Raw genomic sequence first — 22,465 nt, 5'->3', positions numbered from 1 at the left:
CCTGCTTAAAGGCGTAATAATAATGATGAAAAGACATGACAATTGCTAAAACAGAAAAACTAACAATACTTTCCCAAAAAATAGTTTGAGGTGAGTCCGGAATATGATGTAATGACTCTAAAAATTGGTAAGATTGTGAAGTTTTAATGACATAATTTGTGGCATAGATAAATAATGTTGCATTAAATAAGATGGCAAAGAAATTAAGCCATAACATAGTTCTCCGTAAAAATATCAAGACTTTAAACTTAGGCATCATTGCCACCCTAGCACGTTATAATGATTAATATTTTTGTTTGTAATTAAATAAACCGGCAAAATTATTTCTTTCGGTACTTTTTTACCGGCGATTAGTTTATAAGCAATTTTGACGGCAGTTTTACCCATATTCAAAGGTGTTTGAGCTGAAGTAGCAATAGCATTCTGATTAACACCTAAAAGCTTTTTCATGTTTTCTGAACCATCTACGCTATATACATCTATTTGTCGTTTCAATTTTACTTCATCAATTGCAGCTAAGGCACCAACAGCTGCTTGATCATTTAAAGCCATAATTGTGTTAAATTTAGGACCTTTCTTAAGTGCTCGTTCTACTAATGGAAAAGTTATTTCCGATTGACCATAAGTATTAATTTTGCCAACAATATGAAAATTCTGGGATTGGGAAGAATTTTTAATTGTATCAGTAAATCCTTTTATGCGATTATTTGCTGAATAAGCTGAATAGTGTTCTAAAAGCAAAATTTGTGCGGATCTTTTATGTCTTAACAGATGCTGAGCACATAGCTGACCAGCACGATAATTATCTGAAAGAATGGTACAGTCGGCATAACGGGCTGATTTCATCTGTGAGTCGACTACAATAATTTTAATTCCCCTTTTCTTTGCTAAACGAAGTGCATTTTGAATTTTCATACTGTTGCCATCAACCGGATTAATAATAATGGCGTTAACACCTTGGCGGATAAATGCATGGAGTTCTTCAACCTGCTTATTCACAATTAGTGCTGGATCCCTATTATATAAGCGGTCATGGTGGTCTTCGACGTAATTAGCGATTTGTTCGTTTAAAACGGGGAAAAAACTATTATTCATAGTCATATAAGTAGAACCAATTTTTATCTGATCATTCTGACTGGGATATGCAATAAATGCTACATATACTAACGATATAAAAAAAGCAGCAAAAAACAATTCACTCAAAAGCAGGATTCTTGTTTTGTGGTGGGATTTTAAATTATGCTGCTTTTTTTGCTTAGATAAATTCATGTCATCATCTCATTAAATTGAAAATTTATTACTTATATAGTAATTATTGCTGAAAAGACTGTTTCATTCAACCATATTTAAGAAAGCGCTTTTAAATAGTGACAATTGTCACATCCTATTTAATGACATTTAGCACTGTTAGCATAAACAGTGCTTGTGATACTTTTAATATATGTTAAGGAAGAGAGGAATGAGGCATTGAAATATTTAATTTTGGTTTCTCATGGAGAGTTTGCTGAAGGAGTAAAAACTTCATTGGAAATGTTTGCTGGGGATGCTATTAAGCGTTGTTTTGCATTATGTCTTCATAATGGTGATTCTGCAGAAGACTTTACTAAGAAAGTTACCGACTTTTTACAAAAAGAAGAGTTTAAAAAAGAAGAAGAATTTGTTGTCATTGCCGATATCATTAGCGGTAGTCCGCTAACTACTTTTTTAAATGTCTTTTCTGAAAAGGGGTATCTAGCAAATTCTGTAGTAATCGGCGGAATGAACTTTTCAATGGCACTTACCGCGCTAATCTCCTTAGATACTGTGCCTAAAGAAGAATTGGTTAAATCAGCTTTAAGTGAAGGCGAAAAAGCAATAAAGCAATATGAAATTCCACAAAATTCAGTTGATGACGAAGATGACATTTAAATCTAGGAGGAAAAACAATGACTGTTTCATTGATTAGAGTCGATGACCGGATAATTCATGGTTTAATTACTACCCGTTGGGCAAAAGAACGTCCTTGTGATGGCATTATAGCTGTAAATGACAAGGCAGCTACCAATCCTATCTTAAAGTCCGCCTATAAATCTGCAGGTGAGGATCAGGGTAAGAAAACTTTTATATGGACAATGACTCATTTTAATGATGTTAGAGATAAAGTATTGAATTCCAAAACGCGGTACTTTTTGATCACCAAGAATCCACAAGATATGAAGCACATTTTGGTCGATCTTGATTTTGTCCCAAGTGACCAAAAAGAGTTGATTGTGGGTCCAGGTAATGACCGTCCGGGAGCAATCAAATTAGGCAGTAATCAATCTTTTACACAAGAAGAAGGTGATGCTTTTGAGGCAATTAGCCAAAAAGGATATAAGATTCACTTTGCTTTATTACCAGATAAACAATTAGGCTACTGGGACAAATTCAAAGGAAAATTCGGTTATTGAGATACATTTACTCAAACGAATATCTAACCTTAATAATTTTATAAGAAGAAGGAGAAAAAATGACTATAAGTTGGTTACAAGCCGCCATTTTGGGAGTATTTGCGTGTTTATGTTCTAACTCCTGTATGGCTGGTCAAGCAGTCGGTAATTATACTATTGGACGACCACTAGTTGGTGGATTGGTCTGTGGTATCGTTTTAGGCAACTTGCCGCTAGGAATTGCCTGTGGAGTTGCTACCCAGTTGGTTTACATTGCGTTAGTTACACCCGGTGGTACGGTTGCTGCTGACGTGCGGGCAATTTCATATATTGGTATTCCTCTAGCTATGGTTGCTATTTCATCACGTGGACTTAATCCAATGGGTTCAGCAGCTGCAAACATGGCAAAATCTCTTGCCACTTTAGTAGGTACAGTCGGATCAGTACTATTTTATGCAGTGGCATTTATGAACCTGATTTGGCAGGCATTTGGTTGGAAAGATATTGAAAAAGGTAAGTTAAATCGCCTATACGGAGTTGATTTTAGCTGGCCTTGGTTATCTCACTTAGTATTTTCATTTCTGCCTACTCTTTTGATGACTCACTACGGTGCAGAAGCCGTAACTGCTTTGAAAACAGCTTTACCAATGAACGGTATCCCAATGAAGACTCTGTTTACTGTTGGTGCGATGCTGCCATGTGTTGGTATCGCTATCTTGCTGCGTCAAATTATTAATAAAGCGATTGATTTCATTCCATTTTTAGTTGGTTTTACTTTAGCCGCTTCATTACACTTAAACCTTGTTGCTGTAACAGTTATTTCATTATTATTTGCTGTAATTATGTATGAAATTGAAATGGCTAAGGGCTCAGGAAATTCAAATGCAAGTTATGCCTCATCAAATGGAAATGCTGTTGATGACGACGAAGACGAGGAGGACATCTAAAAATGGATGCAGAGAAAAAGAGAATTAGCCATAAGACCCTGAGTAAGTCTTTTAACATCTGGTTTTGGGGCGCTTTAACCTGCTTTTCACAGGAGCACATGCAGACATTTGGCTATTTATGTTCAATGTTGCCAATTATCAAGGAATTATATCCTAATGACAATGAAACACAGACTAATAACATTAAGGCATATACAGCTTTCTTCAACACCAACCCAATGTTAGGTTCGGTTATCATTGGTGCTATTGCCAGTCTTGAAGAAGCTCGTGCAAACGGTGAAAATATTGATAGTCAAACTATTAATGACATGCGTGCCGGTTTGATGGGACCAATAGCTGGTATTGGTGACTCACTAATTGATGGTACTTTGATTCCGATTTTACTTGGTATCGCTTTAGGTATGTCAAGAAATGGTTCACCAGTTGGTGCTATTTTTTACATCATCGTTTGGGATCTTATCGCTTACTTTGGTCAACGTTTCCTTTACTTCCGTGGTTACAAGCTGGGAGATAAAGCTGTCGGCTTTTTAGTAGGTAAGCAAGGTAAAGCCGTTAGACGTGCGATCTCCATTGTCGGTGGTATGGTTGTTGGTGGTGTTTTGGCTACCTGGGTTAACGTCACTACTTCCTTACAACTTAGAGATAATACCGGACACGTTTTCCTTGATTTGCAAAAGCAGTTAGATGGTATTTTCCCTGGTATCTTAACAGTAATCGTTACTCTTTTCTGCTGGTGGTTAATGTCCAAAAAGCATGTTTCTGCTATCTGGACAATGATCATTCTGATTGGTGTAGCTTTTGTCGGTGTTGTCCTCGGCGTATTCAATCCAGGACTTAAGTACTAAAAGTAAAAGCGGTGTAATAATGGACCTTAAGAAAATAACTGCTGGTTATCAAAACGAAGTTAATTATCAAAAAAAGATGCTGCAAAATTTACAGTATTGGCTGCAGACTTTATTGGCAATTGCCGCAATCGGCTTGGTCTTATGCTATTATTTCTATGGCAAAACCACTTGGCTGTTTATTGTAGGTCTGATTTTACTAGTAATTGGTGCGCTTTGTGCGGCTATTGTTGCTTATGGTAGGCACCGTGGTAAGCAGAACGTTAAACTGATAATTTCTGATTACGAAAAGAAAATTAACTATTTGAAAAATAAATAAAAGTTCTAATAAATAGTAAAAGACTAATAAATTACGTTAATGACGCGTTAATTTATTAGCCTTTTTATTTTTTTATATAAAAATAAAGATACTAAATACTTATATCAAATTTTATACTTATAACTGTATCTGAACAACTTGAACTCCAGCTTTCATGAAACTTTCAACTGTGTCTCTAGGAGTGAATGAATCGGTAATTAATAAGTCAATATCACTGGCCTGGCCAATTGTAAAATTAGAAAATTGGTTAAATTTACTGTAATCAGCAACGACAATTAGTTTACGGGATTGTCTAATAATTGCCTTGTTCACTTTGGCTTCTTCCATAAATGGTGTTGAGATGCCACGTTCAAGGCTTAAGCCTGCACAACCAATTATTGCCCAATCAGCGAAAATTTTTAAAAAAGGTTCAACAGCGAGATCACCGCTCATAATCATTTTGCGAGTGACATTACCACCGCTTAAAATGATTTGGCTGTTACTGGCATGCATGTCTAAATTTCCTGCATAGCCATTATTGGTCAAAATATTGACATCTTTTTTTAACAAATAAGGAATTGCTTCAAAAGCAGTAGTGCTTGAATTGATGAAAACCCAATTATGCTTTTCAACATGATTGGCTGCTTCTTCACCCAATCTTTGTTTGATATAACTAACGGAATCAGTAAAAGGAACTTCTTCAGGGCTGACCAAAGAAATGACGCCTTTTTCTTGTAATATCTTACCTTGGTTGGCCAGATTACTACAATCTCTGCGGACTGTCATGATTGAAACATTCAGCTTTTGACTCAGTTCATCTAAGCTGATTTTTTTTTGGTGGTTAAGTAAATTAATAATTTTTTGACGTCTGTTTTTGATTTCTTGATATGAATTCTTCATTTTTAATTCACCGTATAATGTTAAGTTCAATTTTTTATTATAAAAAATAACATAAAAAACGATAATTATCACTAAATTTATTTATTTTTTTGGAAAAATATCATTTAAAACAAATATTATCATAAAATATGGTTGAAAGCGATAACATGGAACAATATAATTTACTTTGAGATCAAAAGTAAAATAGTTTTAGGAGGAAAAGATGACAAAACCAACAAACATTAATGAAGTCACACCAGCAGTTTTCGCAGAGAATAATTTTCCAGAATGGGGCACGTTCTTGAATGAACAGATTGCCGCGAAGCAGGTACCTGAAAAGTCATTTGCAATTTGGTGGCTTGGCTGCATGGGTACATGGCTCAAAACTCATGAGGGAACAAATATTGCCATTGACATGTGGAACGGTACAGGAAAGCATACCCACGGTGATGGCAAGATGCGCCAAGGTCACCAAATGATGAGAATGACAGGTGGAGAGGCCCTACAACCTAATTTACGTAACAAACCTTACGTAATTGACCCATTTGCCATCAGAGACTTAGATGCATTATGTGTTACACATACTCATCATGATCACTTGGATATTTACACAGCCGCTTGTGTTAATAAGTTCTGCCCTAATGCTAAATTTATCGGTCCACAAGGTGTAGCTGATGAATGGGAAGAATGGGGTGTACCTGCTGAAAAGATTACAGTTGTTAAACCTGGCGATGAAGTTAAAGTTGGTTCAGTAACAATTAAGGCTTTGGAAGCCTTCGATCGTACAGAACTTGTTACTGAAGATGACCCTAACGTTAAATTAGCTGGTACTAAACCAATAGAAATGGCTAAAGTGGCCGTTAATTATTTGGTTAAAACTTCAGGCGGTAATCTCTACCATTCAGGCGATTCACATTATTCTAACACTTTTGTGAAACATGGTAACGAAAATGAGGTAGATGTGGCACTTTGTGCATATGGTGAAAATCCGCGCGGAATCACGGATAAACTAGATGATTCTCAAGTTTTGCGTATGGCAGAAGCTTTGAATACTAAAGTAATTATCCCAATGCATTATGATATTTGGACTAATTTCTATAGTGACCCCAAAGATATCTTAGCTCTGTGGAACAGAAAGAAGTATCGTCTACAATATCAATTTAAGCCATATATTTGGCAAGTTGGTGGTGAATTTAATTACCCACAAGATAAAGATAAATTTGAATATATGTATGATCGTGGATTCCACGATGCGTTTAAGAATGACCCTGATTTACCATTCCCAGAATTATTATAATTTGATTTTTAATTGAAAGTTTGGCGGGAGGAAATCATGCTCAGTTATTTTTTAGAAAATCACTTGATTAATATCAGTCACAAACACCCAAAGGATTGGCAGGAAGCCATTAGGATATCCGGTGAAATAATGAAAGAAAATAATCTTGTTACGGATAAGTATATTGATCAGGTAATTGCAGATGTTAAGCAATATGGACCGTATATTGTAATTGTTCCCGGAGTGGCAATGCCACATTCACAAGCTGACAGTTCGGGAGTTTTAGGGACTGGGATTGGTCTGACGATATTTCCAGAAGCAGTTTCCTTCGATCAGAAAGATCCAGAAAAAGATGCACAATTATTTTTTATGCTGGCAGCTAAAGACAATCCAACTCATATGAAAAATATTGCCAATTTGTCTAACTTACTAATGGAAGATGGCATGATTGAAGACCTCCGTAAAGTAAAAAGTTTACGAGATTATCAAGAAGTCATGCGAAAACATGATATGAGTAAAGAAAAAAGCAGGTAAGAAAAATGCAAAATATTTTAAATGCTTTGTTAGCTGTTTGGAGTTACTTTGCCACTAATGTTTTAAATCAACCAGCTTTTATGATTGGTTTTATCGTTCTTATTGGTTATATTTTGGAACGCAAAAAGTGGTATGAAGTTTTATCAGGATTTTTAAAAGCCACAGTTGGTTATTTTATTTTAGCTGCTGGTTCCGGCGGTTTGGTTAATACCTTTAGGCCGATTTTAGTAGGATTGAAGGACCGTTTTCATTTGAGTGCTATGATTATCGATCCTTATTTTGGACAAAATGCTGTTAATGCGGGAATAATGCAACGCTTTGGCCGTTCCTTTGCAGATACAATGCTTTTGTTATTGTTCGCATATATTATCAATATCTTATTAGTTAGATTTTCTAAGTATACTAAATTACGCGCAGTTTTTACAACGGGTAACGTTCAAGTACAACAAGCGGCAACGGCTTTTTGGCTGATATTATTCTGCTTTCCTAAATTAAATCGTTTCTCAATCTTAGCAATCATGAGCTTGATTTTGGGATTGTACTGGGCAGTTGGTTCTAACCTGACCGTAGGAATTACCCAGGAACTGACAGATGGTGCCGGCTTTGCCGTTGCTCACCAGCAAATGTTTGGTATTTACTTTTTTGCTAAACTTTCTGAAATGATTGAGAAGCATTCAGTTAAAAAGAGTAAGGGCAAAAATAAGCGACTGGAAGATATTAAACTGCCAAGTTTTATGTCAATCTTTAACGATAACATGGTATCGACTTCAATTTTAATGCTGATTTTCATCGGTGCAATTTTGGTTGTGCTCGGTCCTGACTATTTAACTAAAGCTCATTTTATGCAAAAAGGGCAAAGTTTTATCTTTTACATTTTGCAAACTTCTCTACAATTTTCAGTTTACTTAGCAATTTTACAACTAGGTGTCAGGACTTTCGTTAATGAATTAACCGAATCATTTACAGGAATTTCAGATCGCTGGCTTCCAGGTGCGGTACCTGGTATTGATGTTGCTGCCACACTGGGTTTTGGCTCACAAAATGCTCAGACAATTGGATTTATGTTTGGTGCGCTTGGTCAATTTACGATGATTATTTTATTGCTAGTTTTCCATTCACCGACACTAGTTATAGCAGGATTTATTCCATTATTCTTTGACAATGCCGCAATAGGTCTATATTCAAATGACCGTGGAGGATATAAGTGTGCGATGATTATGCCTTTCATCTCAGGTTTAATTCAAGTTGCCGGTTCAGCTTTAATCGCTACCTGGGTAGGTATGGCAAGATACGGTGGCTACTTAGGAATGTTTGATTGGGCTACTGTTTGGCCATTCTTTACAGTAGTTATGAAATACCTTGGCTATATCGGTGTTGCACTTATCATTATTTTGCTTTTGGCAATTCCCCAATTACAATACCGTGCTGATCCGGAAGGATACTTTATGATCACTGAAGATTACCCAGCATGGAAGAAATTAAATAATAAAGAAGAATAATTAGAGAAAGGAAAATTCAATATGAAAATTTTGACTGCCTGTGCTAATGGTTCAGGAACAAGCTTAATGTTACTGCGGACTGTTAAAAAGACGTTAGAGAAGATGGGCTATCAAATAACGCAAGCTGATCATACTTCCATTTCGGAAGCTAAGGGTATTGCTCGCAACTATGACGTAGTATTTACCTCAGTTCCGTTTATTAATATGTTTGACGAAGTAAAAAAACGCGGCGGTGAAGTGATTGGCATAAAAAATGTTATTTCGGCCAAAGAAGTTGAAGATAAAGTAAATGCCTCTGACATTCCCACAAAGTTTAAGAAGTAATAGGAGATAAAAATGAATTTACCAAAATTACAGGTTGCTTTAGATAGTGATAACACAGCTCAGGCAATAGAAGTTTTACGCAAAGTAGAAGATGTAATTGATGTTGTTGAAGCAGGAACTATTCTCATTTACCGTGATGGATTGAGTGCAGTCAGAAACTTGCGTGCAATGGCGCCAGATAAAATCTTGTTAGCCGATGCTAAATGCGCTGATGCTGGAACCAAATGTGGTCAATCATGCAAGGAAGCCGGTGCAGACTGGATGACATGCATTAACGCTGCGACTGTTCCCACTATGAGCAATGCCCAAAAGGAAATTGAAGTTCAAGTTGAACTCTATGAAGGTTGGGACAATAAAGATAGAATGCAGGAATGGCTCGATCATGGTATTCACCAGGTAGTTTATCATCAAAGTAGAGATGCTAAATTTGCAGGTCAAAAATGGTCAGAGCAGGATGTTGAAAACGTCAAAGATTTGATTGCTATGGGCTTTAAAGTTTCAGTAACTGGTGGCGTTCATCCCGAAATCCTGAAACTATTTAAAGGAGTTCCAGTTTATACGTTCATTGCTGGTCGTGCAATTAGAGAAGCTGACGATCCTCATGCTGTTGCTAAACAATTTAAGGATGAGATCAACAGAATCTGGGGTTAATTATATGTTAAAAAGGGATAAATGAGCGATTGTTCATTTTCCCTTTTTTTATTAATTATGAGGAGAAAAAATGACAGTTAATGCTTTAGGAATTTATGAAAAAGCTTTGCCTCAAAACTTGTCGTGGCGTGAAACTTTTGAATTAACTCATGATTTGGGTTTTAATTTTTTAGAATTTTCAGTTGATGAGAGTGACAAGAGACTGGCAAGACTAGACTGGACACGTGAACAAAGAAATGAAATTCGTAATTTGATGTGGGAGACAAACACACGCATTAATAATTTAATGCTTTCTGGTCATAGACGTTTTCCTTTGGGATCAGCTGACCCAGCGATTAGAGAAAAATCTTTATCAATGATGCAGAAGGCGATAGATCTTTGTGTAGATTTGGGTATACATAACATTCAAATGGCTGGTTACGATGTTTATTATGAAAAAAAGTCTGCAACGTCTCGGGAATATTATGTTGAGAATTTGATCAAGTGTGTTCATATGGCAGCTAGCAAAAATATTATGTTGTCAATTGAAACAATGGATGATCCCTTTATAAATAGCTTACCTAAAATTGCACATTATCACGACTTAGCCAAGAGCCCTTGGCTCCAAGCTTATCCCGATTTGGGAAACTTGAGTGCCTGGCCGGAAAATGATGTGCCGGTACAACTTGAAAAATACATTGATACTATCTGTGCAATTCACCTAAAGGACAGTAAAATGGTTACTTCAGCTTTTAAAGGGCAGTTTAAAAATGTACCTTTTGGTGAAGGATGCGTTGACTTTAAAGGCCTGCTTCGAACGCTAGTGAGATTAAACTATAATGGCAGTTTTACCATTGAAATGTGGTCTGGAGATAATGGTGATAAAAACGCGCTTGACGAAGTGAAAAGTGCGAAGGCATTTTTTGACGATATTTTTAAGTGCGTAGGAATAACTCAAGAGAAGGTTAATTAAAGGAGAAAAAGAATGCTGGAAAAATTGAAAAAGGAAGTTTACCAAGCAAATATGTCACTACCTAAGTTGAATCTAGTCACTTTCACTTGGGGAAATGTTTCAGGAATAGACAGAAAAAAAGGACTATTTGTTATTAAGCCTTCTGGTGTTCCTTATGAAGAATTACAGCCAGAAGATATGGTAGTTATTAATTTAAAAGGAGAGGTTGTTGAAGGTGATAAGAATCCATCTTCTGATACTCCAACTCATACATATCTCTATAATCATTTTCCTAAAATTGGCGGAATTGTTCATACCCATTCACCATGGGCAGTTTCCTTTGCGGCAGCCAAAATGGATATTCCCGCTTTGAATACTACTCATGCAGATACTTTTTATACTGATGTACCGGCTGCAGATGCTTTGACGAAAGAAGAAATAGAAGAAGATTATGAGGGTAATACTGGTAAAACGATTGTCCGTACCTTTAAGGAGCGTAATTTAGATTATGAAGCAACTCCCGCTGCACTAGTTAGTCAGCATGGTCCTTTTACATGGGGAGAAACACCTGCAAAAGCCGTTTATAATGCTAAAGTATTGGAAGTAGTAGCTGAAGAAGATTTCCATACTTTGGAACTAACTCATCAAAGGTCTGAACTGCCACAGTACTTACTTGACAAACATTATTATCGTAAACATGGTCCTAATGCTTATTATGGTCAAAGATAAATATTAAAAACTAATTCATTTAAAAAACTGATAAATCTTATAAAATATACTACTTGAAGAAAAATTCAGCTAGCATTTTAAAACACAGATTTATCAGTTTTTAAGTTGGGTTTTTACCGCTTGCTAATATTTTGTTTCTTTAATATCATCTTCTGGCCGGTGCTCTTGAATCCTGATCACTTGCCAGGTAAAATCACTTTTAGATGCATTTTCTAAATTGATTGTCAATTCATTATCAGCAAAAGTGAAATCAAGTTCAGTTCTTTGCGCAACCGTTTCAACGCGGTTGGGTTCATTGCTCAAGCCTTGAATTTTTAGTATTTCAGGCAATGGGGTCTTAATGAAGACGTACTTCTGATAGTGCATGTGTCTATTTTGCAATACAAAGCCATTATCTTCATTAACATTGCTGATAGTAAGATTACACGGCTCGCCTTCATTAAGAGCATGACCAAAGAGATGCATCCAGTTATTGAGTTGCGTAAGCAACGCTTTAGTTTCTGCCAGTAAATTGCCGTCATCCGTGATTGGAATATCAATTATTGCTTTTTGTCCTGCTTTGCGCTGTGAAACCAGTTGTTCTACCGCATTTGTCGCAGATAATTTACAGTCACTTTGAATAGGCTCAGTAGTGACTAAGGCAATAGTATACTTTCTGCAGGCTTTTTCAAAGTCAGTTTTAAATGCATCCGTAGCAACAGCTCGAGCACCAATATTGCGTGCAGTTTTTACTAAGAAATCAGCATCTACACCTTTAGCATTTTTTAGTTTAAAATTTAATATAATGGCAAAATCAGGATTCATTAATTTTTCTCCTCTAGTAATTATCAGTAATAAGTTTAACCCAAAAGGTGGTAAAGATGAAAATTATTATTTCACCAGCGATGAAGATGATAGTCGACCGCGAATCTTTTCCTGCAAGAACGCACCCACAGTTTTTACCGCAAGCTCAAGAATTAGCTGCTTTTTTGAAAAAGTGCAGTTACCAGAAATTGCAAAAAATCTGGCAGTCAAGTGAACGCATGACCAAGGAAGGTCAAAGACAAATTAAAGAACTTAATTTGCAGCAAAAGGACAATCTAACTCCAGCCGTTATTTCATATTCTGGTATTCAATATCAATACATGGCTGCTGACTTGTTTACTGCCCCTGCTCTATCTTATTTACAAGATAATGTTCGGATATTATCGGGACTATATGGCGTTTTACGGCCTTTTGACGGTGTATGGCCTTACCGTTTAGAGATGAAAAATAAAGTTTGGGGTTTTAGTCAGCCCAACTTGTACCAATTTTGGGGTTCAACAATCGCCGATAATCTTTTTAATGAAGATCAAGTGTTAATTAATTTAGCTTCAAAAGAATATTCGCGTAATATTGCGCCTTTTGTTGCAAATAACAGACAAATGGTTAGCATTGATTTTCAAGAAAAGAAAAATGGCCAGTGGAAGACAGTTGGTGTGCATGCCAAAATGGCACGTGGAGAGATGGTGCGTTATATTGCAGAAAAGCAATTGAGTAAGCCGCAGCAATTGCAGGACTTTCATGATTTTGGCTTTAATTATGTACCAAATATTAGCACCGCCAATACTTATGTATTTCGAACAGAATATGATTTTAGGCGGCGCTGAAGAATTTAGAGTAAAGGTAAATATTTACGACATGGAAATGTGAGGTTATTATGGAAATTGTTTTTGTTCGTCATGGTCAAACTGATTTAAATAAAACTGGTCGTATTCAAGGCTCAGTCTATGATCATGATTTGGATGAGGTTGGCCGTGTAAGCGCTGAAAAAGCTGCTGCCAATTTTGATCCTTCTGGTTTTGACGTGGTCTTTTCAAGTCCCTTAAAGAGGTCTTTGACTACCGCTAAAATTTTTACTAAGGGACAAAAAGAAATTAAAATTGATCAGAGATTAACAGAAATTAATTTTGGCGAGTGGGATGGTGAATTTCTTTCCGAATTAGGACAAAAATATCCTGATGCCATCGATCCATGGGGTAAGGCAGCTGCTGCTTACATTAAATACGCACCTAGTGGTGAATCATTTACGTCATTAGATGAAAGATGCGGCAGCTTTTTAGATGATATGAAAAAGAACTATTTAACTAAAAAAGTTTTGGTATTTTGTCATGGCACCCTTATCAGAATGATGTTTGCTCATTATTTTACACAAGGTGATATGAACTTCTTTGAAACCATGGACAATTGTGCTTTGGCAAAGGTTTCTTATCGTGACGGTATTCCCCGGATAAACTATTATAACCGCATCTTGACAATAGAATAAAAAGCAATAGACCTCAAAAAGAGGTCTTTTTTGATGGCTGCAATTAATTGAGCGTTGTAATTGACGACTTGTCAAAAATGAATTATTCTTTTATTCAAGTGACACGGTGTCACCAAGAGTAAAAGGAGATGAATTGAATATGGCTAAGTCAACTTTTATTAATTTGCCACGAGATAAGAAGCAAAAAATTGAAAGTGCTTTACTGAAAGAATTCAGTCAATATCCTTTGGCAAAAGCTCAGGTAGCCCGAATAGTTAAAGAGACTGGGATTGCGCGTGGTGCTTTTTATAAGTATTTTACGGATTTAAATGACGCTTATCACTATATGTATGATTTAGTTCTGAAAACTGTTCATTCACCAGTGAAAATATTGCCGCAATTTCAAGCCCAGCAGTATTACGATAATGTAACTCATTTCCTGGATGAAACAAAAGAAAGTACATATGCAGGATTAATTAAAATGCATATTTTGTATAACGAGAATACATTTGATCATCATTTTCCGTCAAAAATACTGTCCGCACTAGATTCCCAAAATTGGAGTGCCATGGTACTTAGCCATGCAGCTATTAGAATGGTACTTGAGAATCCAGAACAAAAAGAAGCTATTATGACTCGCTTGAAGGCAAGTTTGGAACTGTTAAACAGAGGAAAAAATTAATGTTTTTAGCAATTAAAGAAATAAAAAGAGAAAAACTTCGTTATGGCTTAATTATTTTAATGATCTTTTTGATTAGCTATCTGATATTTATTTTGTCAGCACTGGCAACAGGTTTAGCCAGTGAAAATACCCAAGCATTAGAATCTTGGAATGCGCAGAAAGTAATTTTAAACATAAATGCCAATGTCAGTATGAGTCAGTCGATTTTAACAAAAAGCGACTTAAAAAAAGATGCATTAACTAAAGATGAAGCCTTAGTTGGACAAATTCCGGTAGTAGTCAAGAACTCAAAGCGACCACAAATTTCAGCACAGTTCATCGGAATTAAAAAGGAGCAGTTCATTTATCATGATCAGGAACTGATTGCAGGTAGAAGAGCAAAAAAGAATAATGAAGTAACTGTCGATCAGGCATTTAAAACTAAGGGTTACCAGTTAGGCGATAAATTAGCGCTAAACGGTTCTGCTAAAAAGTACCGCATTGTTGGTTTTATTAAAAATGCTAAAATCAATATTGCCCCAATTATTTATGGTACGCTGCAGTCTTGGAAAAAATTACGTCAAGGAATGCCAACTTTGCGTGCTTCGGCAATAGTGTCTCGTAATCCGGATTATAAATATAATTACCAAAACTGTAAGACATATCCCATTGATCAGTTTATTAAAAAACTTCCGGGGTATACTGCCCAAAATATGACTTTTGAATTAATGATTGGTTTTTTATATGTTATTTCGTTAATTATAATTGCAGTTTTCCTTTATATTTTAACAATGCAGAAAATGCATAATTATGCGGTTATGCGTGCTCAGGGGATTCCCAGCAGTACGTTAGTTAAAGCGACTATTAGTCAAGCACTGATATTAGTGCTTGCAGGTTTAATTATCGGATTAATAGCCACGATGATAACAATTAAGGTTTTACCAGCTGCTGTTCCGATTAGTTTCACACCAAAAATTATTTTAACCGGAACAATCGGATTATTGGTAACTGCAATTATCGGCAGCTTAATTCCGGTTAGATCAATATTAAAAGTAGATCCAGCACAGGCAATAGGTGAATAACATGGCAATTATTGAATTAAAGAATGTTCAAAAAGTTTATGGCACAGGGGCGGCACAAGTTGTTGCGCTAAAAAACATTAATTTTAAGGCAAGCCTAGGCGAAGTAGTATTAATTATGGGCCCCTCAGGAGCTGGTAAAAGCACTTTTTTAACAATTGCCGGCTCTTTGCAAAAACCGACTGCGGGTAAAGTTATTGTTGGCAGTCGGGACATTGCGCATATTTCTACCAGAGAAAGTGACCGTTTACGACTAACGCAACTTGGTTTTGTACTGCAGGCTTATAATTTAGTACCGTTTCTAAAAATTAAAGAGCAATTTGAATTAGTTAATAAGGTAAAAAAAGAGGGCAATATCGGTGCTGCCAAATTGCAAGAATTACTCAAGCAGCTGGGAATTAGTTCTTTAATTGATAAGTATCCTAATGAACTATCAGGTGGGCAACAGCAACGCGCAGCTATTGCCCGTGCTCTTTATGCTAACCCACAAATTTTGCTGGCTGATGAGCCTACCGCTTCTCTTGACAGTGAGAATGTGGCTGAAGTAGGGCAATTGTTTAAAAAATTAGCCAAAGATTATCACAAAGCCATTTTGCTAGTCACACATGATCCGCGGCTAGAACAATACGCAGATCATATTTATGAAATGATGGATGGAAAAATCAAGCAAAAGAGTTAATTGCTAATTTTCAAGAATAAAATAACTATTAGCAATGTTTTTTTAAAAAATGTCAAAGTAACTAAATTGTTTTATCAATAGTAATTTTTTGTTTATAATTTTTTTAACTAGTTCTAATTATTGTTATTAATTGAAATCGCTTATTAAAAGTTAGAAAAATCCTTTATTCTTTTGTGTTGGAAAAAAGTACTTTGTCCTTGACAAAGTACTTTTAAATTTACTATTCTTAATGATAGTAAAAAATGTGTTATTTTTAATCAAAATAACAAAAGTAATTAAAAATAAAATTATTAATTTTTAAGCTGTTTGCTGAATTGATTAAGAAATGAATTCTACGTTAAACTGACTAAAATATTTTATTTCATGTTTTTATTTGGCAGGCTTTTTGTTTTATAGATTAATAGTGTAATACTAAATTTTTGCTAAATAAAGCTTTTTATCTAGAGGTACAATGATGAACGATATTCCTGAAGACAAATCTATTGAATTAACAACCGACTACCAGAACCATAGCATTAATATGGCTTTTTCAGATAATCTCACAGATGATTCTGAACGTGGCTATATTCTATCAGCTGCTTTCTTTTCATTTTGTGCAGCTCAAGGCTTAAGTAAAGAAGAATTAAGTGATATGGTTTCAACTTATTATGATGAATTCTTGAATAATGAGGATTAACTGCTCATTACATTTGTGTGCTTAAATATATTTCACCGGCGGCAATACCGGTTCTAAAAAACCGGTTTAAAAAATATGTTTTAATGTTAATCAAGGAAAAACAAAATGGCTAGAAAAAAAGAAATAGGGAAAAGTAAGATCTTAAATATTGCTTATAAAATGGTTGTTAAGGATGGAGTTGAAAGCTTAACGGCCCGCAGCATTGCTAAGGCTGGCCATTTTTCTACTCAGCCTTTGTATCTTGAATTTGATAGTATGGAAGATTTGCGCCAAGAGGTTTTGCGTAAAATTGCGGACAACTTAAGGAATAAAATTTTACAAAAAAGATATACTACTGAACCATTGATTGACATGGATTTATCGTATATTGATTTTGCCCAAGAACAAGAGAACCTCTTCAAGGCAATGTTTGTTGAAGGTAAGTGCGGCAATAAAATAATCGCTAATACTTTAATAAATTTTGGAACTGAAAAATTTAAAGAGCAATATCCGGATAGTAAGTATTCAGCAGAAAAAATCAGAAGTATTATTATTGCTAACTGTATAACTACTAGTGGAATTGCTTCATTAATAGTTAATAAAATTGCAGCTTTTTCACAAACACAAATTATCAACGTTTTAAAGGCACAAATTAATGATGCAATTTTAAACGATTGGCTCAGCAAGAAAAGTAATGTTTCTTTGTTTAAGACAGAAGAATAGACAAGCAAAGCTCCAAAATGGTTTTTACTACTTACATAATGTAAGGGAAATAACCTATACAAGTGTATTAAATTATTAAAGCTATCTGAAATCAGGAACATGGTAAAAAGGTACGGATATGCTATAATTAACAGTAAAATTAGTTTCCTGAAAGGTGGTTTTTATGAAAATCCTTGCATTATCTGGCTCAAATGCCAAAAATTCATTTAATGAAGCATTGCTTAAATTTATTTCTAAGCGTTTTGCCGACAGGTATGATTTTAAGCTGGCAACAGTTAAAGGGCTGCCAATGTTTAAAGAAGGTGAGGATGCCCCAGAAGCAGTCCAAACCTTGAGTAAAGAAATTGAAGATGCCGACTTGGTATTAATCGGTTCTCCTGAGCAACAACACTCTGTTACCAGTGCTTTAAGTAGCGCGCTTGAGTGGTTATCTTGTGTAACCCACCCATTTAAGGGTAAGCCAGTTGCTATTGTTTCAACTTCACCAATGCCACAAGGCGCATCTCGTTCACAAAGTCGTTTGAAGAGTCTGTTTTTAGCACCTGGTTTTGGCGCTAAGGTCTTCAATGGTGATGAATTCATGATGGGTGTTGCACCAAAGCAATTTGATGATAATAGTGACTTGAAAGATGAAGAAACCGTTAAATTCTTAGATCACTTTTTCGATGAAGTTGATAGTTGGTACGCACAAGTAACTAAATAGGAGGGTTGAGAATGAAAATATTAGCAATTGTTGGTACAAATGCACCTTTTTCATATAATCGCTTTTTAGCACAATTTATTGCCAAGCGTTATAGTGACAAAGCAGATATTGAAGTTAAAGAAGTCGACAAGTTGACACCTTTCTGCAGAACAGAAATGGCTGATGATACTATCAAGGCTTGGATCGAAGATGTTAAGAGTGCTGATGGTATTGTAATTACTACTCCAGAATATGATCATACAATTCCTGCTGCTTTAAAGAGCAGTCTTGAATGGCTAGGTTCACACGCTGGTCCTAACGTTATGAAGATGAAGCCCGTTGCTGTTGCTGGTGCATCATATGGTTCACAAGGTACTGGCCGTGCTCAAGAAGACATGCGTGAAATTTTGCTTTCACCTGATATGAGTGCAAATGTTTTACCAGGTAATGAAGTTTTAATTGGTCAAGCTCCAGATAAATTCAACAAAGAAACTGGTGAATTGACTGATGAAGCAACCATCAAGCAATTAGATGGTATGATGGACAACTTCTTTAAGTTTGTTGAGCAAGCACATAAATAAACTTTTGCTAGATTAACTGGCAGAGAGTAAAATAACCGGATAGGGGGTATCCTATTCGGTTATTTTTTTGAAAGGAAGTTGGCATGACTGAACCTGTCATTTTACCTGTAAAATCTGTTCGTAATCCGCGTGATTTAGGTGGCTATATTGGCTTTAACGGACATCAGATTAAGTTTCATCGCTTATTACGCACTGGTAACATAAGTAAAATAACGCCAGAAGATGAACAATTTTTACTTAATTATGGTCTGACTAAAATTATTGATTTGCGTTCTCCAGCAGAATGTAAAGCTAATTCTGATAAAAGCATTCATGGCGTTGCTCATTATGAATTTCCATTATCGGCTGATGATAATACCGGTGGTAATGGTTTGGATATGAGCAGAGAATTTGAGCAATACCGCAAGGATCAATATGCCGGCTTTTATATGATGTGTCAAAGGTATCATGATCATATCAGTAATCAATTTTCTCAGAATAATATTCATCAAATTGTCAGTTTAATTGCTGCTACAACTGATGGTGCAGTTTTATATCATTGCTCAGAAGGTAAGGACAGAACGGGATTAGTCACAGTAATACTGCTTTATATTTTAGGCGTAGATTTAGAAACAATTCGCCAGGATTACCTTTATTCCAATATAATGCTCAATGATTACCGTAAAGTTCGCGATGAAAGGTTTAAAAAAGCTGGTGAAAATGATAAATTTCGGGCCAACATGCGTATTTTAGGTTCAGTTGCTAACGCATATTTTGATACCAGCTTGATTACCATCAATGAAGATTTTGGTGGAATTGATTCTTATATTGTTAATCAATTAGGAATTGACCAGCAAATGCAAGAGAAAATAAGAAAGAGCTATTTGGAAAATTAGGGATAAAATAATGATTAAAAATTTGGCTTTAGAACAACAAGTAGGACAGCATCATGCCTTGGGTACAGCAATCACTTTGCAGGTTTTTGGTGCTCGTGATCAAAGCGTGATTAATGATTCCTTTACTTTGATTGACCATTATGAAGACTTATTGACAGTTAATCGTGATGAATCGGAAGTAATGGATGTTAATCATGCTGCAGGTAAGCATCCAGTTCAAGTTTCAAGTGGTACCTACGATTTGGTTAAATTGGCGGTAGAAAAAAGTCGGGAAAATTTTGGTTTCAATGCTCTGATAGGCCCAGTTGTTAAGTTATGGGCAATTGGTTTTAAAAATGCTCACGTTCCTACTGCTGAGCAAATTAAGCAAAGAATGGCACTGATTGATCCGTTTAAAGTTGATCTAAACGATGCTGATCAAACCATTTTTTTACAAAAAGAGGGCATGGAATTAGATTTAGGCGGTATTGCTAAAGGCTGGATTGCCGACCGTATCAAAGATTACTGGCGGGCATACGGTGTTCATGCCGGAATTATTAATCTTGGTGGTAATATTTTACTTGTAGGTGATTCACCCAAGAGAGCCAGTGGTGAATGGTCAGTAGGAGTACAGGATCCAAAAGAGTCTCGTGGCAATAATATTGCTTCGGTAATGGTGCCAGAATGTTCTGCAGTTACCAGCGGAACTTATGAACGTTATTTAGAAGTTGATGGTCATAAGTATCATCATTTAATTGATCCGCGAACTGGTTATCCGGTTGAAACTGATTTAGCCGGAGTAACTACTTTTACCAAGTATTCAGTTGAAGCTGAAATCGAATGTAAGAGATTGTTTTTTGCAGGTAAGCCGGTTACTGGTTGGCATGATGATCCTGACCGCATTGGAGCAGTTTTTGTTTATAACGATGAACACGTTGAGTATGATAACTTTCAAAAGTAATAAAAAAGTGCCCCTAAGGCACTTTTTTACTTACAATTTAAATTTGTAAGTAAGTATATTATTTGAATGAGAGAGCTTTATGACAAAATTCTGCTTGAATAGCACTCTTTGGTACCCAAGCAATTGCACCATGATCATAATTCATGTTCTTGCTACCAGTACTCTCTTTATCAAACTTGGAATAATAGAGTGGATCATAAACTAAGAACTTGTCTTTCTTGTAGCCAGTGATAACTTTGCAGTGATTGCGCTTGTAATCGCCGGCTTTTTGATATGAAGAAAAGCCATAGTATAATACTGGCTTGCCAGCCTGGATGTACATCTTAAGATCATCAACTGATAGTTTTTTACTGGAAACATTAATGATCTTTTTGCCCTTCTTAAAAGTCCGGGCATATTTAGCTAAGGCACCTGGACTAATTACATAGCCAAAACCGACACCGGTGTAAACATTGCCCTTTTGTCCGCCTTTAACTGGCTGCATTGGTAAATTATTTTGAATTTTTGTAAGCAAGCTAGTGGTAATTTTCTGCCCCTGAGAACCCAACAACATCGCCATTGACGCTCCTGCGCAGCCCCATGGGGTTTTAACAGGAACGTATTGACTGACATACGGCGTCTTCTCAATTGTTTTAGCTTGATTAGGAGTAGCTACAGCTTTTTTATTAATGTAGCCAATGGCCTTCATACCCTTTTTGTTAAGCCAGTAGTATGTTTTGCCGTTGTGGGTAAATTTTTTATTGACATTAAATGTTTGATGAAAATATTTCTTGGCTGCTTTCTTCTTGGTAAAATTATCGAGATAAATACCATAATTCTTTTTAATAATTGCTACTTTGAAAGTTTTGACTTTTTTGGCAGTGGTATTAGCAGGCTTTTTATTTTGAGTCTCGGCTTCGGGGACATTGGTTTCAGTCTTATCTGTTTCTTTATCTGTCTTTTGGCTTTCTTGCGGCTTTTGAGTCTCAGAATCTTTATTTACTTGATTATTGTCCTGCTTTAATTGCTTATTTTGAGATTCTGTTTTTGCGCTAACTGTTTTCGTCAGATCGTTACTGAAAACGGGTGTTGCAAGAATAATGGCTGCAGAAATAGTTACAATTTTCTTTAAGGTTAATTTACTTTTCAATTTATCCTCCTAGTTTTTCTTATTCAAATTACCTTCATAACAAGTTTACTACAACAAATGGCAAATATATGCCAAAAAATTATGTGGATTTCTATTATGTGTAGAGGTATATATAACGTAATTACTTAAATTATTTTAGCTAAAAGATCAAAGTAAATTTTTGTTAATTGTTTGAACAAAAACAGCGCCTAAACTAACAAGTTTAAACGCTGATGATTATTTTATTCAATTTAGGCAGCAGTTCTGCTGATACTGAAGATACTGTTGAACAATCCGTTGGATAAGCCAGGTGTGTTATAAATGATGAAACGAATAAATGATGAATCTAAAGTTTGCTGAATAAACCACGGATTTTGCAGAGCATTAAGCATTGACAGGATAATGTAAACGAAGAAATAACTGGCAAAAAAAGATACGACAGCACCTAAAACGCTATCTAGTAAATTGCCAAAGTTAGTTGCATGGGGATTTTTATTAGGTACCCAGCCTTTAAAAATCTTAACAACCATTTTGCCAAAAAAGACAATGATAAAAAATGCCAGAAAGCGAAAGAGCATTAAGTTGGTTCCAGGAGTTAAAGTAGTTTGAATATTTTGCCCGGTAATCTGACTGTAAAGCCAATTGCCGACAGGATTTTGAAACAGAATAGCTGTAATGAAAACAATGGCAGCAAATATCAGATTAATAATTAATCTGGTGAAGCCTGTTTGGAATCCTTTGTAGGTTTTTAGTGTCAAATAAGCCAGTACAATTAAAGTAACAATCATATTTATCTCCTTTGACGATATTATAGCTTAATTTATGCGTTTAGACTTTGACGACAGTCGAAAAATATTTCATAATTAAAGGGATGCATTGACTTTACATTAAGCCAATTTTA

At 35.6% G+C, this 22,465-nt stretch carries 28 protein-coding genes and 1 pseudogene; 23 read left to right on the top strand and 6 right to left on the bottom strand.

The features are described from left to right. Both Q0K80_RS01810 and Q0K80_RS01805 read right to left on the bottom strand, forming a co-directional pair. Positions 1-256, bottom strand: a pseudogene (locus Q0K80_RS01810) (sensor histidine kinase); the annotation flags it as partial. Next, complete coding sequence (locus Q0K80_RS01805) at positions 256-1,269, bottom strand: sugar ABC transporter substrate-binding protein (RefSeq protein ID WP_294602283.1); 1,014 nt, start codon at positions 1,267-1,269, stop codon at positions 256-258. The pseudogene Q0K80_RS01810 and the gene Q0K80_RS01805, both read right to left, overlap by 1 nt. A gap of 198 nt (positions 1,270-1,467) precedes the next feature. Here Q0K80_RS01805 and Q0K80_RS01800 point away from each other — a divergent pair, with 198 nt between their 5' ends. From Q0K80_RS01800 to Q0K80_RS01780, 5 genes are read left to right on the top strand one after another with little or no spacing between them, the layout of a single operon-like run. Further along, positions 1,468-1,908 carry a PTS sugar transporter subunit IIA gene (locus Q0K80_RS01800; RefSeq protein WP_294602281.1) on the top strand — a complete coding sequence of 147 codons (441 nt, stop codon included), beginning with the start codon at positions 1,468-1,470 and terminating at the stop codon, positions 1,906-1,908. 17 nt (positions 1,909-1,925) lie between these two features. After that, the gene (locus Q0K80_RS01795; RefSeq protein WP_294602278.1) at positions 1,926-2,429 is read left to right on the top strand and encodes a PTS sugar transporter subunit IIB; all 504 of its coding nucleotides are present in this window, start codon (positions 1,926-1,928) and stop codon (positions 2,427-2,429) included. A gap of 59 nt (positions 2,430-2,488) precedes the next feature. After that, a complete protein-coding gene (locus Q0K80_RS01790; protein ID WP_294602276.1) occupies positions 2,489-3,355 on the top strand; it encodes a PTS sugar transporter subunit IIC in 867 nt (288 codons plus the stop codon). Positions 3,356-3,357: 2 nt separating this feature from the next. Continuing rightward, entirely contained in the window at positions 3,358-4,200 is an 843-nt protein-coding gene (locus Q0K80_RS01785; protein WP_294602274.1) for a PTS system mannose/fructose/sorbose family transporter subunit IID, read from the top strand. Between the two features lie 19 nt (positions 4,201-4,219). Continuing rightward, positions 4,220-4,516 carry a DUF202 domain-containing protein gene (locus tag Q0K80_RS01780; protein ID WP_294602273.1) on the top strand — a complete coding sequence of 99 codons (297 nt, stop codon included), beginning with the start codon at positions 4,220-4,222 and terminating at the stop codon, positions 4,514-4,516. A gap of 117 nt (positions 4,517-4,633) precedes the next feature. Here Q0K80_RS01780 and Q0K80_RS01775 read toward each other — a convergent pair whose 3' ends face one another. Next, positions 4,634-5,395, bottom strand: a complete 762-nt coding sequence (locus Q0K80_RS01775; RefSeq protein WP_294602271.1) for a DeoR/GlpR family DNA-binding transcription regulator — start codon at positions 5,393-5,395, stop codon at positions 4,634-4,636. A gap of 202 nt (positions 5,396-5,597) precedes the next feature. On the opposite strand from Q0K80_RS01775, the gene ulaG reads away from it, so the two are divergent. The 7 genes from ulaG (at position 5,598) to Q0K80_RS01740 (ending at position 11,318) form a co-directional block, all read left to right on the top strand. Further along, positions 5,598-6,671, top strand: coding sequence for an L-ascorbate 6-phosphate lactonase (ulaG, locus tag Q0K80_RS01770; protein WP_294602268.1), 1,074 nt, complete (start codon positions 5,598-5,600; stop codon positions 6,669-6,671). A gap of 36 nt (positions 6,672-6,707) precedes the next feature. Beyond that, complete coding sequence (locus Q0K80_RS01765; protein WP_294602265.1) at positions 6,708-7,184, top strand: PTS sugar transporter subunit IIA; 477 nt, start codon at positions 6,708-6,710, stop codon at positions 7,182-7,184. Between the two features lie 5 nt (positions 7,185-7,189). Continuing rightward, entirely contained in the window at positions 7,190-8,683 is a 1,494-nt protein-coding gene (locus Q0K80_RS01760; RefSeq protein ID WP_122025595.1) for a PTS ascorbate transporter subunit IIC, read from the top strand. Between the two features lie 21 nt (positions 8,684-8,704). Continuing rightward, positions 8,705-9,007, top strand: a complete 303-nt coding sequence (locus Q0K80_RS01755; protein WP_122025596.1) for a PTS sugar transporter subunit IIB — start codon at positions 8,705-8,707, stop codon at positions 9,005-9,007. A gap of 12 nt (positions 9,008-9,019) precedes the next feature. Beyond that, positions 9,020-9,658 carry a 3-keto-L-gulonate-6-phosphate decarboxylase UlaD gene (locus Q0K80_RS01750; protein ID WP_294602258.1) on the top strand — a complete coding sequence of 213 codons (639 nt, stop codon included), beginning with the start codon at positions 9,020-9,022 and terminating at the stop codon, positions 9,656-9,658. Positions 9,659-9,728: 70 nt separating this feature from the next. Then, complete coding sequence (locus Q0K80_RS01745) at positions 9,729-10,610, top strand: L-ribulose-5-phosphate 3-epimerase (protein ID WP_294602256.1); 882 nt, start codon at positions 9,729-9,731, stop codon at positions 10,608-10,610. Between the two features lie 12 nt (positions 10,611-10,622). After that, the gene (locus Q0K80_RS01740) at positions 10,623-11,318 is read left to right on the top strand and encodes an L-ribulose-5-phosphate 4-epimerase (RefSeq protein WP_294602254.1); all 696 of its coding nucleotides are present in this window, start codon (positions 10,623-10,625) and stop codon (positions 11,316-11,318) included. Between the two features lie 123 nt (positions 11,319-11,441). Here Q0K80_RS01740 and Q0K80_RS01735 read toward each other — a convergent pair whose 3' ends face one another. Continuing rightward, positions 11,442-12,122 carry a hypothetical protein gene (locus Q0K80_RS01735; RefSeq protein WP_294602251.1) on the bottom strand — a complete coding sequence of 227 codons (681 nt, stop codon included), beginning with the start codon at positions 12,120-12,122 and terminating at the stop codon, positions 11,442-11,444. A gap of 56 nt (positions 12,123-12,178) precedes the next feature. Here Q0K80_RS01735 and yaaA point away from each other — a divergent pair, with 56 nt between their 5' ends. From yaaA to Q0K80_RS01680, 11 genes are all read left to right on the top strand, one after another. Then, a complete protein-coding gene (yaaA, locus tag Q0K80_RS01730; RefSeq protein ID WP_294602248.1) occupies positions 12,179-12,946 on the top strand; it encodes a peroxide stress protein YaaA in 768 nt (255 codons plus the stop codon). Between the two features lie 50 nt (positions 12,947-12,996). Then, on the top strand, positions 12,997-13,602 hold the full coding sequence (locus Q0K80_RS01725) for a histidine phosphatase family protein (protein WP_294602246.1): 606 nt from the start codon (positions 12,997-12,999) through the stop codon (positions 13,600-13,602). 139 nt (positions 13,603-13,741) lie between these two features. Then, complete coding sequence (locus Q0K80_RS01720) at positions 13,742-14,263, top strand: TetR/AcrR family transcriptional regulator (protein ID WP_294602244.1); 522 nt, start codon at positions 13,742-13,744, stop codon at positions 14,261-14,263. Continuing rightward, complete coding sequence (locus Q0K80_RS01715) at positions 14,263-15,324, top strand: ABC transporter permease (RefSeq protein ID WP_294602240.1); 1,062 nt, start codon at positions 14,263-14,265, stop codon at positions 15,322-15,324. The genes Q0K80_RS01720 and Q0K80_RS01715 overlap by 1 nt, the downstream gene beginning before the upstream one ends. Before the next feature lies 1 nt (position 15,325). Continuing rightward, on the top strand, positions 15,326-16,000 hold the full coding sequence (locus Q0K80_RS01710; protein ID WP_294602237.1) for an ABC transporter ATP-binding protein: 675 nt from the start codon (positions 15,326-15,328) through the stop codon (positions 15,998-16,000). A 454-nt stretch (positions 16,001-16,454) separates the two neighbouring features. Continuing rightward, a complete protein-coding gene (locus Q0K80_RS01705) occupies positions 16,455-16,676 on the top strand; it encodes a hypothetical protein (protein WP_046324227.1) in 222 nt (73 codons plus the stop codon). A gap of 105 nt (positions 16,677-16,781) precedes the next feature. Continuing rightward, complete coding sequence (locus Q0K80_RS01700) at positions 16,782-17,378, top strand: TetR/AcrR family transcriptional regulator (protein WP_294602235.1); 597 nt, start codon at positions 16,782-16,784, stop codon at positions 17,376-17,378. Positions 17,379-17,541: 163 nt separating this feature from the next. Continuing rightward, positions 17,542-18,081 carry an NAD(P)H-dependent oxidoreductase gene (locus Q0K80_RS01695; RefSeq protein WP_294602232.1) on the top strand — a complete coding sequence of 180 codons (540 nt, stop codon included), beginning with the start codon at positions 17,542-17,544 and terminating at the stop codon, positions 18,079-18,081. Between the two features lie 11 nt (positions 18,082-18,092). Then, positions 18,093-18,641 carry an NADPH-dependent FMN reductase gene (locus Q0K80_RS01690; RefSeq protein WP_294602229.1) on the top strand — a complete coding sequence of 183 codons (549 nt, stop codon included), beginning with the start codon at positions 18,093-18,095 and terminating at the stop codon, positions 18,639-18,641. 83 nt (positions 18,642-18,724) lie between these two features. Beyond that, on the top strand, positions 18,725-19,516 hold the full coding sequence (locus Q0K80_RS01685; RefSeq protein ID WP_294602226.1) for a tyrosine-protein phosphatase: 792 nt from the start codon (positions 18,725-18,727) through the stop codon (positions 19,514-19,516). 10 nt (positions 19,517-19,526) lie between these two features. Further along, positions 19,527-20,456, top strand: a complete 930-nt coding sequence (locus tag Q0K80_RS01680; RefSeq protein ID WP_294602224.1) for an FAD:protein FMN transferase — start codon at positions 19,527-19,529, stop codon at positions 20,454-20,456. Between the two features lie 58 nt (positions 20,457-20,514). Here the strand turns inward: Q0K80_RS01680 and Q0K80_RS01675 are convergent, their stop codons facing one another. After that, positions 20,515-21,585 (bottom strand): C39 family peptidase, encoded by a 1,071-nt coding sequence (locus tag Q0K80_RS01675; RefSeq protein ID WP_294602222.1) that lies wholly within the window; start codon positions 21,583-21,585, stop codon positions 20,515-20,517. Positions 21,586-21,815: 230 nt separating this feature from the next. After that, positions 21,816-22,352, bottom strand: a complete 537-nt coding sequence (locus Q0K80_RS01670; RefSeq protein ID WP_110445543.1) for a CvpA family protein — start codon at positions 22,350-22,352, stop codon at positions 21,816-21,818. Between the last annotated feature and the right edge of the window lie 113 nt (positions 22,353-22,465).

Source organism: uncultured Lactobacillus sp., assembly GCF_945290125.1.
Lineage (GTDB): Bacteria > Bacillota > Bacilli > Lactobacillales > Lactobacillaceae > Lactobacillus > Lactobacillus rizhaonensis.
This window is presented reverse-complemented; position numbering and strand designations above follow the sequence as displayed.

Excerpts from the sequence above, each read along its gene's own strand:
- Q0K80_RS01715 (WP_294602240.1), top strand. The coding sequence starts at position 14,263 with ATGTTTTTAGCAATTAAAGAAATAAAAAGAGAAAAACTTCGTTATGGC.
- Q0K80_RS01695 (WP_294602232.1), top strand. The coding sequence starts at position 17,542 with ATGAAAATCCTTGCATTATCTGGCTCAAATGCCAAAAATTCATTTAAT.
- Q0K80_RS01685 (WP_294602226.1), top strand. The coding sequence starts at position 18,725 with ATGACTGAACCTGTCATTTTACCTGTAAAATCTGTTCGTAATCCGCGT.
- Q0K80_RS01750 (WP_294602258.1), top strand. The coding sequence starts at position 9,020 with ATGAATTTACCAAAATTACAGGTTGCTTTAGATAGTGATAACACAGCT.
- Q0K80_RS01765 (WP_294602265.1), top strand. The coding sequence starts at position 6,708 with ATGCTCAGTTATTTTTTAGAAAATCACTTGATTAATATCAGTCACAAA.
- Q0K80_RS01720 (WP_294602244.1), top strand. The coding sequence starts at position 13,742 with ATGGCTAAGTCAACTTTTATTAATTTGCCACGAGATAAGAAGCAAAAA.
- Q0K80_RS01755 (WP_122025596.1), top strand. The coding sequence starts at position 8,705 with ATGAAAATTTTGACTGCCTGTGCTAATGGTTCAGGAACAAGCTTAATG.
- yaaA (WP_294602248.1), top strand. The coding sequence starts at position 12,179 with ATGAAAATTATTATTTCACCAGCGATGAAGATGATAGTCGACCGCGAA.
- Q0K80_RS01700 (WP_294602235.1), top strand. The coding sequence starts at position 16,782 with ATGGCTAGAAAAAAAGAAATAGGGAAAAGTAAGATCTTAAATATTGCT.
- Q0K80_RS01785 (WP_294602274.1), top strand. The coding sequence starts at position 3,358 with ATGGATGCAGAGAAAAAGAGAATTAGCCATAAGACCCTGAGTAAGTCT.
- Q0K80_RS01710 (WP_294602237.1), top strand. The coding sequence starts at position 15,326 with ATGGCAATTATTGAATTAAAGAATGTTCAAAAAGTTTATGGCACAGGG.
- ulaG (WP_294602268.1), top strand. The coding sequence starts at position 5,598 with ATGACAAAACCAACAAACATTAATGAAGTCACACCAGCAGTTTTCGCA.
- Q0K80_RS01760 (WP_122025595.1), top strand. The coding sequence starts at position 7,190 with ATGCAAAATATTTTAAATGCTTTGTTAGCTGTTTGGAGTTACTTTGCC.
- Q0K80_RS01775 (WP_294602271.1), bottom strand. The coding sequence starts at position 5,395 with ATGAAGAATTCATATCAAGAAATCAAAAACAGACGTCAAAAAATTATT.
- Q0K80_RS01680 (WP_294602224.1), top strand. The coding sequence starts at position 19,527 with ATGATTAAAAATTTGGCTTTAGAACAACAAGTAGGACAGCATCATGCC.
- Q0K80_RS01690 (WP_294602229.1), top strand. The coding sequence starts at position 18,093 with ATGAAAATATTAGCAATTGTTGGTACAAATGCACCTTTTTCATATAAT.
- Q0K80_RS01705 (WP_046324227.1), top strand. The coding sequence starts at position 16,455 with ATGAACGATATTCCTGAAGACAAATCTATTGAATTAACAACCGACTAC.
- Q0K80_RS01780 (WP_294602273.1), top strand. The coding sequence starts at position 4,220 with ATGGACCTTAAGAAAATAACTGCTGGTTATCAAAACGAAGTTAATTAT.
- Q0K80_RS01795 (WP_294602278.1), top strand. The coding sequence starts at position 1,926 with ATGACTGTTTCATTGATTAGAGTCGATGACCGGATAATTCATGGTTTA.
- Q0K80_RS01740 (WP_294602254.1), top strand. The coding sequence starts at position 10,623 with ATGCTGGAAAAATTGAAAAAGGAAGTTTACCAAGCAAATATGTCACTA.
- Q0K80_RS01670 (WP_110445543.1), bottom strand. The coding sequence starts at position 22,352 with ATGATTGTTACTTTAATTGTACTGGCTTATTTGACACTAAAAACCTAC.
- Q0K80_RS01790 (WP_294602276.1), top strand. The coding sequence starts at position 2,489 with ATGACTATAAGTTGGTTACAAGCCGCCATTTTGGGAGTATTTGCGTGT.
- Q0K80_RS01725 (WP_294602246.1), top strand. The coding sequence starts at position 12,997 with ATGGAAATTGTTTTTGTTCGTCATGGTCAAACTGATTTAAATAAAACT.
- Q0K80_RS01745 (WP_294602256.1), top strand. The coding sequence starts at position 9,729 with ATGACAGTTAATGCTTTAGGAATTTATGAAAAAGCTTTGCCTCAAAAC.
- Q0K80_RS01805 (WP_294602283.1), bottom strand. The coding sequence starts at position 1,269 with ATGAATTTATCTAAGCAAAAAAAGCAGCATAATTTAAAATCCCACCAC.
- Q0K80_RS01735 (WP_294602251.1), bottom strand. The coding sequence starts at position 12,122 with ATGAATCCTGATTTTGCCATTATATTAAATTTTAAACTAAAAAATGCT.